The organism is Nostoc linckia z4, from assembly GCF_002608075.1.
Taxonomy (GTDB): Bacteria; Cyanobacteriota; Cyanobacteriia; order Cyanobacteriales; family Nostocaceae; genus Nostoc; species Nostoc linckia.
Window position 1 is genome coordinate 1 of sequence record NZ_LAHA01000004.1, and the last position, 12,438, is coordinate 12,438.

10 protein-coding genes are annotated in these 12,438 nt (G+C 38.1%); 7 read left to right on the forward strand and 3 right to left on the reverse strand.

Translation table 11 applies throughout. From position 1 onward, the window contains the following. The 3 genes from VF06_RS04810 to VF06_RS04820 all read left to right on the forward strand — a co-directional run. The coding region (locus VF06_RS04810; protein WP_257208111.1) for a chemotaxis protein CheW at nt 1-1,072 on the forward strand (1,072 nt) is incomplete at its 5' end. 131 nt (nt 1,073-1,203) lie between these two features. Further along, nucleotides 1,204-2,469 (forward strand): GAF domain-containing protein, encoded by a 1,266-nt coding sequence (locus VF06_RS04815; RefSeq protein ID WP_099071292.1) that lies wholly within the window; start codon nt 1,204-1,206, stop codon nt 2,467-2,469. Between the two features lie 201 nt (nt 2,470-2,670). Further along, nucleotides 2,671-4,899 carry a chemotaxis protein CheW gene (locus tag VF06_RS04820; RefSeq protein ID WP_099071293.1) on the forward strand — a complete coding sequence of 743 codons (2,229 nt, stop codon included), beginning with the start codon at nt 2,671-2,673 and terminating at the stop codon, nt 4,897-4,899. Between the two features lie 83 nt (nt 4,900-4,982). On the opposite strand, the gene VF06_RS04825 is transcribed toward VF06_RS04820, so the two are convergent. Beyond that, nucleotides 4,983-6,350 (reverse strand): sensor histidine kinase, encoded by a 1,368-nt coding sequence (locus tag VF06_RS04825; RefSeq protein WP_099071294.1) that lies wholly within the window; start codon nt 6,348-6,350, stop codon nt 4,983-4,985. 226 nt (nt 6,351-6,576) lie between these two features. On the opposite strand from VF06_RS04825, the gene VF06_RS04830 reads away from it, so the two are divergent. The 3 genes from VF06_RS04830 to VF06_RS04840 all read left to right on the forward strand — a co-directional run bounded on the left by VF06_RS04830 (nt 6,577) and on the right by VF06_RS04840 (nt 9,408). Next, the gene (locus tag VF06_RS04830; RefSeq protein ID WP_099071295.1) at nt 6,577-7,254 is read left to right on the forward strand and encodes a response regulator transcription factor; all 678 of its coding nucleotides are present in this window, start codon (nt 6,577-6,579) and stop codon (nt 7,252-7,254) included. Between the two features lie 428 nt (nt 7,255-7,682). Beyond that, a complete protein-coding gene (locus tag VF06_RS04835; RefSeq protein WP_099071296.1) occupies nt 7,683-7,904 on the forward strand; it encodes a hypothetical protein in 222 nt (73 codons plus the stop codon). A 61-nt stretch (nt 7,905-7,965) separates the two neighbouring features. Beyond that, nucleotides 7,966-9,408 (forward strand): glycosyltransferase, encoded by a 1,443-nt coding sequence (locus VF06_RS04840; RefSeq protein ID WP_099071297.1) that lies wholly within the window; start codon nt 7,966-7,968, stop codon nt 9,406-9,408. A 184-nt stretch (nt 9,409-9,592) separates the two neighbouring features. Here VF06_RS04840 and VF06_RS04845 read toward each other — a convergent pair whose 3' ends face one another. Both VF06_RS04845 and VF06_RS04850 read right to left on the reverse strand, forming a co-directional pair. Then, a complete protein-coding gene (locus VF06_RS04845) occupies nt 9,593-10,492 on the reverse strand; it encodes a hypothetical protein (protein WP_099071298.1) in 900 nt (299 codons plus the stop codon). Between the two features lie 2 nt (nt 10,493-10,494). Then, nucleotides 10,495-11,367 carry a DUF8581 family protein gene (locus tag VF06_RS04850; protein ID WP_099071299.1) on the reverse strand — a complete coding sequence of 291 codons (873 nt, stop codon included), beginning with the start codon at nt 11,365-11,367 and terminating at the stop codon, nt 10,495-10,497. Between the two features lie 262 nt (nt 11,368-11,629). On the opposite strand from VF06_RS04850, the gene VF06_RS04855 reads away from it, so the two are divergent. Then, the gene (locus tag VF06_RS04855; protein ID WP_099071300.1) at nt 11,630-12,415 is read left to right on the forward strand and encodes a hypothetical protein; all 786 of its coding nucleotides are present in this window, start codon (nt 11,630-11,632) and stop codon (nt 12,413-12,415) included. Nucleotides 12,416-12,438 lie beyond the last annotated feature (23 nt).

A 12,438-nucleotide genomic window follows, 5' to 3' on the forward strand; every position in this document is an offset into this window, starting at 1 on the left:
TCCCCCCTTCCCCTTTTCCCCTTTCCCCTTTCCCCTTTTAGTCTTTATGCTCAACACTCCCTTTCCGTTTAAGCGATTATCTGGCACTGTGAGCGAGAGCGACTCATTACGAGTCGTTGTTTTTGCCATAGCAGATTATTTATTTGCCTTGCCAGTTGGTGCAGTTCTCAAGGTTATTGCTTGTCCTCCTATTAGCAGTACGGTTGAAAGTGGTATCGGGATGGTGGATTTGGGAGCGCAAACTATTACAATTGTGGATTTGCGCCAGAAGTTTATTTCACAACTACAAGCCCAACAGACGCACCAAGTTCTTTCTGCGGTTGAGACTCCAGGGCGCTTTTTACTTCTGACGCAAACCCGCACTGGAGAAATTTGTGGCATTCCTGTGGATAAGCCCCCTGCATTAATCGATATTCCCTTGGAGGCTGTGCGTCCGGTGCCTTGGTCTTATCGGCAAGTGGCGGAGTTAAACTTTGTTAGCCACATGGCTGTCTTGTCTGTAACACCAAATGAAGAACCACTCAAAGTCCTGCTTCTAGGCATGAATCAGATATTAGCTGATAAGTTGGGTTTACCGGGAACAACCCCAACCTTGACTCCTGGGCTGACATCAAGGGAACAACGGCAAAGATTTGTGCGTTTTTCTTTGGGCGATGGAGGCAGTGGATTGTTACCATTCCACTGTGTACTAGACATTATTCATCTTGCTAGCCCAGAAATTTCCCCAGCCCCGGCCTTACCAAGTTGGATTTTAGGTTTTTATAATTGGCAAGGACAAATGCTGCGGTTGGTTGATTTAGAACATTTGCTTGGTTACGCACCGCTTTTAAAACGGCTGTCACCACCACAAAAGCCAATGGTTTTGGTTGTTGAGCTGCAAAATCAGGTAGTGGGGTTTTTAATCGCTCATGTCTTAGATGTAGAGTGGCAGGATTTACAGCAAGCACAATCAACACCAACCGACTTTTCCCCCAAGAAAGTACTAAATTTTGTTCGAGGTATTTTACCAGGCGATCGCTGGATTTTAGACACCAAAGCCATCGCCCAGACATTGCAATGGCAAACCCACTGATTTAATACCAATTTGAAAAAAGAATGCTAAAGATGGATTTCCAGAATCAAAATGCACAAAGCAATTCCTAATCTAAAATCTAAAATCTAAAATCCAAAATGGTATAACTTGATGCTGCCAAGGAGTTTTCTGTGACGATCGCAACCTTAGACCCGAATTTTGCCAGCCAGCCTGTTGACAATCAAATTCAGATAGAAGAAATTCTGGGTAATGTAGCTGTACTCAAAGCAGTCTTTCAATCTGCTAAGGGGCCAAAGGTCGCTCAATTGCAGCACAAGGTGAGTCAAATTGAAGCTTTTATTCAAGCTTTGGCTGAGGATTCCCCCAGTGACAATGTGCAAAGGGCTTTTCAACTCCAGCGAGAACAACTGGCGGCCATCGAAGGACAAATGCAGCAGGCAAAAAATCAAACCGCACTTTTAGAAGTTACAGTCACCGCTCTACAAGATGTTCTCAACGCCGATCGCGTCCTAATTTATCGTTTTGAGGAAGACAATCGCAGTAGAGCCATCGCTGAAGCTGTACAAGTCGGTTGGACATCCCTGCTCAACCAATCCCTACCAATAAATTTGTTTCTTACTAAACCCGATGTTAGCGACGGACAAAACTCGCTCCAAAACTTAACTGAAGTATTAGAACTAACTCCACGCCAACAGCAATTTTGGCAACGCTTTCAGGTGCAAGCTAGCTTGTGCTTACCCTTGATTGTCCAACAACAGCCTTGGGGTTTATTGGTTATTCATCATTGCCAGCAACCCCGAAAATGGCAGGAAGCAGAGCGCAGTTTGTTGCAACAAGTAGCAATGATGTTGACAATTAACTTGCAGTGGGCTGAAATAGTAGCTCCACCTGTTCAACAACTTGAATCCTTGGATAGCTCACAGTTACTATTGCCATTGCAGCAGGTAAGTGAGGCTGTACAAACAGGAGCAAGAATCGCCGAGCAAGAGCGTGAGTATTTAATGTTTATTCAAGATACTGTTGCTATTACTAAGAAACAGCTGCAATACCTTGGTGAATTTTGCCAGCAAGCTTCTGACTTTGTTGGCCTGGTGGAAGGCTTGAGTAGCAAAATTCAGATTTTATCTTTGAATACAGCTATTGAAGCAACCAAAGCTAGCGAGCAGGAATTAAGTTTGCTAGCTGCTGCCGAACAGGTAGAAATTCTTGCCCGTGAAGCCCGTGAAAATACGGTAAATATAAAAGAATGGTTCCAAGAACTCCAAGTGGTAGCAATAGATGTTGTTGCTGCTATGGAACCCTGCGATGGTCAAATCATTGCGGGGCTGGAGTCAATGGCGCAAATCCAAGAGCAATTAAAAGCGATCGCCAACATCACAACTTGTACCCTCAAATCAATAGAACTCTTGCAAGAGGGGGGAAAGGGAAAAGGTTAAAGGGAAAAGGGTTTTGATTTGCCCTTTACCCTTTTCCCCACTTCTACAAAAAGTCTAAAGTAACTTTTGCAAGAGGGGGGAAAGGGAAAAGGGTTTTTATTTGCCCTTTCCCCTTTACCCTTTCCCCTTTACCCTTTACCCCTTCCCCTTTTCCCCACTTCTGCAAGAAGTCCATAGAATTGTCACAAACCAGGAGTTTCGATGAGTACCGATTTTGTCCCCCAACCGCAGAACAGCGATCGCTTTCTAGAAGAAGCCATCGATTTGTTACTGTTCTTGGAACAGGAGTTGCCTAACTATACAAAAAACAGTAACCCCGGTACAGCTTTGGCTCTCATGGAGGCTGCTAGTTCTTTGCATTCCATTGCCATAGCAGCTGAGTTAGATACCATTGCTATAGTTGCGGCTGCACTAACAGAGATTTTTCAGCTTCTATATCAGTATCGGGCAACTGTCAACGCCCCCATCGCTTCCCTGTTGTCGGAAGGATTAGATTGCCTACAGATGCTACTGATGGCATTTTTAACAGCCTCGAAAATTGAGGAAGTAGAAATTATCGAGCGGATGTCTGCCATTGTGGCTCGTCTGCAAACAGAATTTGGCGCTCAACAAAGCATCATCCCCCAGGAAACAATCCTTGATACATCGAAAGATCAACACCAGGAACATCAACCAATTATTCAGTTTGACGATTCCTTGGCTGGGCTAGAATTTTCTACGGGTCTACCAGAGCAAGTTATAGTTAAAAGTCTTAACAGGGAACTAATAGATGAAACTAACCCCAGGCTTGGTAACTTTGATAGCGTAGATGTCGAACCGCTTCCCGCCAATGTAGGGGAACTGACAAATACGATGGAGTATAAAGAAAAAGATTTTCATCCTTGGTTGGGGGATTTATCCCAATCAACTGAAACATCCTTGGTTAAATCTTTTGCCGACGATCGTACACTTTCTTTGCAAGAATCCATTCCCACCATTGTTGCAACCAGTATTCCAACCGCCACGCCAATCAATATTCAGCATCTCGAACAACTAAACGCGCTGATTGCAACATTACTAACTACCTATAATCGCCAAGTTTGTCAGGAAGAAGAACAGCAACATACCATCGGACAATTGCTCCGACAAATTAAACGATTACAACGCCTGCTGGATAATCTCCAGGAATGGTCTGCACGTTTAGCAGCAATTTCAAATACCCTTTCCCCTCTGGCTGCTTCTCGCTCTCAGCAATTGTACAATAGTCTACAATCTGTTTTGGCTGAAGCCTCTCAGGTGACATCAACCGTTCATTCCCTGAATAATAATCGCCACCAACTCAAACAAGAACTCATACAACAGGAAAATTTACTTAACCGTTCTGCCGATTTAGTTAAAAAAGTTACAAATATTTCTTTAAAAGTAGCCTTAGAACCCTTGCATCGGCTTTGGTCTCAGTTACAATCTTTGCAAGATAAGTCTGCTAGATTACATTTACAAATTAGCGATATCCAAGTCGATGGCGCATTTAGCGATCGCCTCCGTGTCCTTCTGTTGCATATAAGTTGTTATTTACTACAGCAAAGTATAGAATCTTGCCAAACACGCCAACAGCTAGGTAAAAATAGCAACGGGATGATTGAAATTCAAGTTTACCAGCAGGGAAATCAACTCGTTATTGATGGCTGTGATGATGGCGCAGGAATTAACTTATCTCAAATTTATCAACAAGCTTTAGCCCAAGGACTCGCCCTAACAAAACCAGGGAATATCTCACAAGTGACTGAGTTGGTACTGGAACCAGAGGTTTCATCTGTTTTATGCCATCGTAATTTAGAGTTAGGAGTAGAATTAACTGAAATTTGCAAGCAATTAACAGCTATTCAAGGAAGACTAGTATTGAAGTCTAAAGCCGGACATGGTACAGCCTTCTCGCTACAAATTCCCCTAGAGCAAAAAATTGCTCAACTGATCGTCTGTGAAGCGAACTCTAGAATCTATGCATTTATCGCCAATTCCGTCGAGCAAGTTTGTCTATCCCAGTCCGAGCAAATTCTCCAAACTCAAGGGGGACGCATGTTATTTTTGCAGTCTTCTGGTAGTTCCAGTGGGTTTGTGAGTACAGAAACGCTCGTCCCTATCCACTTATTAACCGATGTGCTGATTTGTCCTAACCACCTTCCCAGTGCAGTTAGTACTTACACTAAAGATAGACTAAATACTTGCAAGCAGGATAAGCCGTTATTATTATTTCGTTACTTAGATAAACTCTGTGCTTTAGAAGTAGATTGCATTATTGGTAAGCAATCCTCTGTTATCCATCCTCTAGGAGAAACAATCTCAGTTGCTGCTTATATCAAAGGAACTAGCGTTGTTAGCAATGGACAACTTAGCTTGGTTTTGGATGGTCAAGCGATCGCAAAATCTCTAACTTACTGGAATTTAGATTAGTTCAGGATTCAAATCGGAGTCCTATAGTAAGCTGATGCGCTTTTAAATTGTATAACTCAACTAGCTTACCAGATTGATTAATATTAAATCTTGGTTTGGGGAATTTTTACTGTAAAACTTGTTCCACCTCCTACTTCACTACTTACAGAAATTTCTCCATGATGTATTTCTAAGCATTTTTTAACTACGGCTAGTCCCAGTCCACTACCAACAATCTTGCCTACATTATTAGCACGATGAAAAGGCTCAAACAAATGTTGTTGAAATTCTTGGGGTATTCCTATTCCATTATCTTGGATTTTAAAAAATATTGCGTGTGGTTCGCAACTAAGTATCAAAAAAATACTTTCTTCAGGAGATGAATATTTCATAGCATTGGAAAGTAAATTAGTCAAAATCGAATATAATAAATTTTCATCTAATTTTGCATGAGTACAGTTTCCTTGACTAATAAATTTAATAGTATGCTGTTGGCGATCGCTAAATTGCAAGTCTTCTATTAAATTAATACAAAATGCTTCTAAATCCATTAGTTTGGGATGAAATTCTAATTTACCAGCTTCTGCCCTTGTCAAAGTTAAAATATCAGTTAATAACTGGTTCATTGACCTAGCTGATGATTGAATTCGATGCAGATTTTTGATTTTTTTCTCTTCACTCCACTGCTGATTACTTTGAGATAATAACTGAGCCGAACCCAAGATAATACTTAATGGAGTGCGAAATTCATGAGATACCATCGAAAAAAAACGTAACTTCAATTCACTAAGTTCTTTTTCTTGGGCTAAAGTTCTTTGAACGGCTTCGGCCTGCTGTCGCTTCAATAATTGTTGATATAATAAAACGTAAACACCTAATAAAGTTGCAAAACTCAAGAAAGTGCCAAGAAATTCAATCAACATTCGATTGTGAATATTATCTTGGGAATGTCTGACTAAAATTTGTAGTAACTGTTGTTCCCTGGCTTGCATTTGGGTAAGTGTTTCACGAATTTGACTACGATTTTGATTACTTTGAGCAAGTATAGGTGCTTGAATAGCAAAGCTTGATTTACCTACTTGCTTGAGGACAATAGACTTTTTAGATAATTCAATGCGTTGCAAGATGAGTAATTTTAACTTTGTTAAATGCTGCTGTTGATAGGTATCCTCAGCAACTTGTTGCTGCAAGTTTTTGACTTTGGTATCCAGGCTTGCCATTGCCTGATAGTAACGATTGAGTTCTAATTGTTCTCCGTATAATATATAACCTCTGCGTCCAGCTTCTGCATCAGTTAGTGTTGCTAATATATCAGTAATATTTTTCATTACGTCATTTGTATCTTTTACTTTATTGCTACTTGCAATTAATTGAGTAGCGTTTTGGTAAGAAATAACACTAACTAAACTCATTAATAATAAGGATAAGCCAAAGCCAGAGGCAATCCATTTTCCTTCTAACGACCATTTCATAAGTAGTCGTGCAAAATAAATCATCTATCTAGTTCAAAAAGAAAACAAGGAATAGTTAAATACATTTATTTAAATGGTGTTCAAAAAAACATACATATTGTCGTGTAATTGCATAAAAATTATTTTTTTATTACTTATGATTTTTCATATTGCTGCATAAGTTTTAAAGTATTAAGGTTATGTATTGGAATTCATCGTAGTTTTTTAATTTACAAATATTCTAGAAATGCGGATTTTGGTAGTTGAAGATGATGTCCAGTTAGCAGAGATGCTGATGGAAGCCCTGACTGACCGTCAATATGTGGTGGATATAGCCCAAGATGGAGAAGAAGCCTGGAATTGTATTAAGGGGTTGGAATATGATTTAGTAGTACTAGATATTACGTTGCCTAAGTTGGATGGTGTGAGTTTTTGTCAAAGGTTGCGATCGCGTAACCATACAATACCCGTCCTCATGTTAACAGCACGCGATACCCTTGCTGACAAAGTTACTGGGTTGGATGCTGGAGCAGATGACTATATGGTAAAACCTTTTGAAATGCCAGAGCTAATGGCTCGCATCCGCGCACTGCTACGCCGTAATAGCGCCGCAGCATCATTTCCAGACCTTGGTTGGGGTAGTCTGCGTTTAAATCCCAGCACTTATGAAGTTAGTTATGCCCACCAACCCCTACAGTTAACCCCGAAAGAATTTGCTCTCTTAGAACTAATGGTTTCTAGCGGTCGGCGAGTGTTAAGTCGAGCCGGAATTATTGAACGTATTTGGTCTCTTAATGAGCCACCCAGCGAAGAAACTGTTAAGTCTCATATCAAAAGTTTACGATATAAACTGAAAGACGCCGGTGCGCCTGATGATTTTATTGAAACAGTTCATGGATTAGGCTATCGTCTCAAGCAAGTTTAAAAAACTAACCGATTTCTACCTAATATTTACCCTGAATCTGCACAACTGATTGTTAGTCTACTATTATGGGAATCCTAAATCATTTGTGAGAGAGTGAATCACTGAAAAAGTTTTTAGATAGATACTTTGAGTCTCCGTAATACTTCGGTGGAAAATTAGGATTACTATACTGAAATTAACCTCTTTACACCATGTTCTCCAAATCAATTTAAGTATTGACTTGGGGAATTTTAATTTTTATCAATAGTTGCTGATGGTATTGACTGCTAACAGTTAATAACCAATGTGAAAACATTTGTAACGCCAAAAGCTATTGGCAGCTTATAACCGATTTCTCCCCAATTAATAACCGATATTTGAACTTGTCAAGTGTAATATGCAGGACAAGGCAATTTGGGAAATTTTTTTTCTGGTTGAGGAAAATTTTTATGTCTCGTTCTTCAATAAAAATCTCTCATATTGTTCTCAATCAAGAAGAGTATCGCCAGTTGAAAATTTATGCAATTAAGCATCAAATAACAACTCATGAAGCAATTCACGTACTAATTAATTTTTTTCCAGAAGACTTTCAAACTAGGAAAAAATTAAATAAAAACTATCCATCTATGTTTCCCAGGAGGTTTTTACACATTTTTTTAGATGTGAAATAATTTGTTGTCTTGAAATTTTCACTAAAAGTTAATTTTTATCCCAATTAAGCTAATTGTAATTATGAAAACTATTGCTTCTTTGAATTTAGTTAAATCTGTGGAAAATGCTGCTCCAGAAACACCAAGTTCTCAACCAATTTATGCTCTAATTTCAGTTCACGGCGACCCTACAGCAGAAATCGGCAAAGAAGGCGCAGGTGGTCAAAATGTTTACGTCCGAGAATTGGGATTAGCATTAGCAAAACGCGGCTGTCGGGTTGATATGTTCACTCGACGTGAATATCCCCACCAAGAAGAAATTGTAGAATTAGCGCCAGGGTGTCGCACAATTCGCCTAACCGCAGGGCCAGTTGAATTTATTCCTAGAAACAATTTATTTGAATATTTGCCAGAATTTGTAGAAGCTTGGCTAAATTTTCAACAAAGAACACAAACAAATTATGCACTCATTCATACTAACTATTGGCTTTCTGGTTGGGTGGGATTGGAACTTAAATCACAATTAGGGCTACCCCAAGTTCATACTTATCATTCTATAGGAGCAGTGAAATATCGTAATGTGGAAAATCCACCACAGATTGCTGAAATTCGTCATTGTGTAGAAAAGGCAATTTTAGAACAAGCAGATTGTGTAATATCTACTAGTCCTCAAGAAGTAGAAGATTTACGTCAGTTAATTTCACAACATGGACGTATTAAAGTTATTCCCTGTGGAATTAATACCGAACATTTTGGTTCTATTAATAAACAAGATGCTCGTCAACAATTGAGAATTGCTCCAGATTCTAAAATAATTTTATATGTAGGACGTTTCGATCGCCGCAAAGGAGTTGAAACTTTAGTGCAAGCCTGTGCCAGTTTACCTCCAGGATTTCAACTTTATCTAGTTGGTGGTAACCGCGAAGGTGGAACAGATTTTCAAGAACAACAACGAATTCAAACTCTGGTAAAAGAATTAGGATTAGAAGCAGTTACAATTTTTACCGGGCGAATTTCTCAATCACTTTTACCTGCTTACTATGCCGCAGGAGATGTCTGCATTGTACCGAGTTACTACGAACCTTTTGGTTTAGTTGCAATTGAAGCAATGGCATCCAAAACACCTGTAATTGCCAGTAATGTGGGAGGCTTGCAACATACAGTGGTGCATGGTGAAACTGGACTTTTAGTTCCTCCTGGTGATGCCCATGCTTTAACAAGCGCTATTGTAAGTTTATTAGAAAACCCAATTTTCAGACAAAAATATGGCGACGCTGCACAAAATTGGGTTCAGTCTCGTTTTAGTACTCAGGGAGTCGCTGCACAAGTTCAGGAACTCTATCAATCTTTAACAGTTGATACATTTGTTCAAGAAATTATTCAAACTAAAAATTTAACTCCAGAGTTAGAAAAGCAAATTCAAAATTTGCTGAAGTCAACAACTTTGAAATCTAGTGAAATTAAAGCTTTAGAAAAATTAATTGACTCGTTTTCTAATGAAATTGTACAGTGGGTAACTAGTTAATAAGTCAACTGATATCATGTCCGCATAATTAGTTATGATTCCCACAGCCATTGCACCCCACCCCGCAGGCGGGGAGGGGAGACAAAGCGTAGCTTTGGCGGGGTGGGGTAATATCGGTGTTGACTATTGACTGTTAACAGTCAACAGGCATAACATTTAATATTTCACAAATTATTGAGGATTGCTATAGTAACTGACGCAAAATCAATTTGCCAACTAGTGGTTGGACAAAAGTTAAAATGTATTCTACTAATTTTGGTGCAACAACTGAAATAAATGGCAATATGAAAACATTCAGTTCGCTAAAGTTATGAATACCACCAATGGCAATGCTAGGAATTAGACAAACTAGCATCCACACCAACCAATCTATAAATTTAGAGTTGATAGCAGTCAGTTTTTGAAACTGATTAACAAGCACGTAGCGGGTAGCAGCAAATAATATAGTTAAACTCAACCAAGTAAATATTGATAGTATCGCATTTGCTGGATTAAGATCATACACCACAAAACCAGCCGTCAAGGATGAAGCTACTTCCCAAATTAATAATTTGGGTTGAATTTGTAAACTATTTATTAGTTGTTCAGTCAGCCAATAATGAGCAAAAACAATTTTAGAAAAGTTAGCATTTTGGATTAAGTTACATTTAATTTTGTGAAATATATCGCCAGAAAAAATTACACTGGTTTGTAAAATAATATCTTCATATTCATAAGTATCTGAAGATAATTGAGATTCGTTATAGTAAGAATTAAAATTAATTCCAGATTGTAAACTGGTTTCTTGTTGTGCAGTTTTACTGAAAAAAAGCTGTAAAATATTTAAAGATAAATTTTTAGTAGTTAAATTTTGATTTTCAAATACTAGATGACTACTGAAACAGCTATAATACCACAAATAAATTATCAGTTTTGGCGGGATTTCAAGAGAAGCACTATTTTCTTTGGCTTGCTGAATTTGCTTGATAATTTCCTCATTTAAGTAAAAACTACACTGCCCTGCTTCAATTTTAATTTGAAAGCGATCGCCTCCAGGAATTTGTAGTAATATTTTGTTATCTTCTGTTAAAAAACTTGCATTCATTTTTAAGATAATTTTGCAATATTTTGCACCAAATTAATTAAAAAACTAAAAGTTCCACGCCACTGTTTTTCTCCAGCAACTAGCCCTTCATTATGCGTAGTTATAATCGAATTTTTAGCTTCTTCAGGTAAATTAAACAATTCTTTATTGTAACGAGTGATAATATCCCCATCTAACTGCATCACAGTTTGGGCATAAATGATATCAGTTTGAGTACTTGTCACATTATTACTATCAAGGGCTGCTTTCAGTTCAGCTATTTTACGCAAAGTCCGCACAAATTTCGCATTTTTTAACAATTTTTGAATTTCTTGATAATTTTCAATCCAATCTTCTTGATGATTCGCATCTTTTTCATCAATTACCGGAGTTGGAGCAGGTAGTATTGGTTTTGCTAGCTTAATATTATTTTCATCAGTTTCCACTATATTTTTTTCACGTTTCTTTGCTTCTTCAAGGTTCTGACGATATCGTGTTATCCTCTCATCCTGAGGATTATAAAAACCAGAATCTTGTTCCAGCAAAAGATAAAAATATTCTCTTTCCAGTTGGTTAAATAAACTTCTATAATGCTGACGCAGTGCTTGAGCTTGAGAACCTTCTTTAGGAATTCTTTTAATCTCAAAATAGTTTGGATCGTGTATCGAATAAATTTCTTGATATGCTTCCCAAGCATTAAATTTTGACCCATTAATTCTTTCCACAACTATAGTATTCACTTCTAAAGCTGTGATGTCAGAAACTAATGTTTGTACAGAGGATACTAAATTATTTAACACTCCTCTAGCTAAGTTTTTAATATCTGGGGATTCACCACCATTGCGCCCTTTCGTCTGAATATCATTACGGTTTTTAGTTTGAAGCTCATTAGACATACAGCAGTCCTAAATCATTTGTGAAATCTTACTGCTGTTGACCGTTGACTGTCAACGGTCAACAGTCAACGACCACTATTAAAATTTTTCACAACTCAAATAAAATTGCTATAGAACATATTGATTAACAAAATTAACATTAAAGTGATGACTGATGACAGTTAACTGTTCACTGTCAACTATGAACTGGTTTTGCTCTTTTGATGCCAACGGGAAATAAGTATAATATAATACTATTTAATTTGATAGAAAATTTCTTAACATGTTGCTATCGCGTAAAGCCACTGTCACCCCTTTGATAATCTGTGCGTGTATTTTGGGAGTTGGCTTGATTCAATTACCTCGACTAGAAAAACTGCTAAATAGTAAAAAATCTGCTTCTTTAGAAAGCCTAGAAAAAGATGTGAAAGCAGAAAAAATTAAGCTTGATTTTCTCAAAAAAGTGCCTAGTTTTGGTTATGATAACTTAATGGGAGATTGGGTATATCTAAATTTTTTACAATATTTTGGAGATGATGAAATCCGGGATAAAACAGGTTATGGTTTAAGTCCAGAATATTTTGAACTCATTCTAGAACGCGACCCGCGATTTTTGGCAGCCTATCGCAGTCTTTCCGTTAGCACTTCATTGTATGCTGCTATGCCAGAACGAGCGATCGCATTATCAGAAAAAGGCTTAAAATCCCTATCTCCGTGGGTTCCGGAAAAGTCTTATTACGTGTGGCGTTATAAAGGAACCGATGAGTTATTATTTTTAGGCAACCCTCAAGCCGCCGAACATTCTTTTGCAACAGCAGCAAATTGGGCGAAAAATTTTTCAGATGAAGAAAGTCAATTTGTCGCTGCTAGTTCTCAAAAAACTGCTGAATTTCTTAAGCGCAATCCTCAAAGTAAATATGCTCAAATCGCCACTTGGGCAATGGTTTTAAATAATCAAATTGACGAAAAAACTCGTAAACGCGCAATTAAAGAAATCGAAACTTTGGGAGGAAAAGTAATTAAAACTCCTGAAGGAAATTCTAAAATTGTATTTCCGCCAAAGGATTAAATTGCTGGATGATTGTTGACTGA

Coding starts and splice junctions, on each gene's coding strand:
- VF06_RS04825 (WP_099071294.1), bottom strand. CDS start 6,350: ATGAAATGGTCGTTAGAAGGAAAATGGATTGCCTCTGGCTTTGGCTTA.
- VF06_RS04850 (WP_099071299.1), bottom strand. CDS start 11,367: ATGTCTAATGAGCTTCAAACTAAAAACCGTAATGATATTCAGACGAAA.
- VF06_RS04835 (WP_099071296.1), top strand. CDS start 7,683: ATGTCTCGTTCTTCAATAAAAATCTCTCATATTGTTCTCAATCAAGAA.
- VF06_RS04840 (WP_099071297.1), top strand. CDS start 7,966: ATGAAAACTATTGCTTCTTTGAATTTAGTTAAATCTGTGGAAAATGCT.
- VF06_RS04830 (WP_099071295.1), top strand. CDS start 6,577: ATGCGGATTTTGGTAGTTGAAGATGATGTCCAGTTAGCAGAGATGCTG.
- VF06_RS04855 (WP_099071300.1), top strand. CDS start 11,630: ATGTTGCTATCGCGTAAAGCCACTGTCACCCCTTTGATAATCTGTGCG.
- VF06_RS04820 (WP_099071293.1), top strand. CDS start 2,671: ATGAGTACCGATTTTGTCCCCCAACCGCAGAACAGCGATCGCTTTCTA.
- VF06_RS04845 (WP_099071298.1), bottom strand. CDS start 10,492: ATGAATGCAAGTTTTTTAACAGAAGATAACAAAATATTACTACAAATT.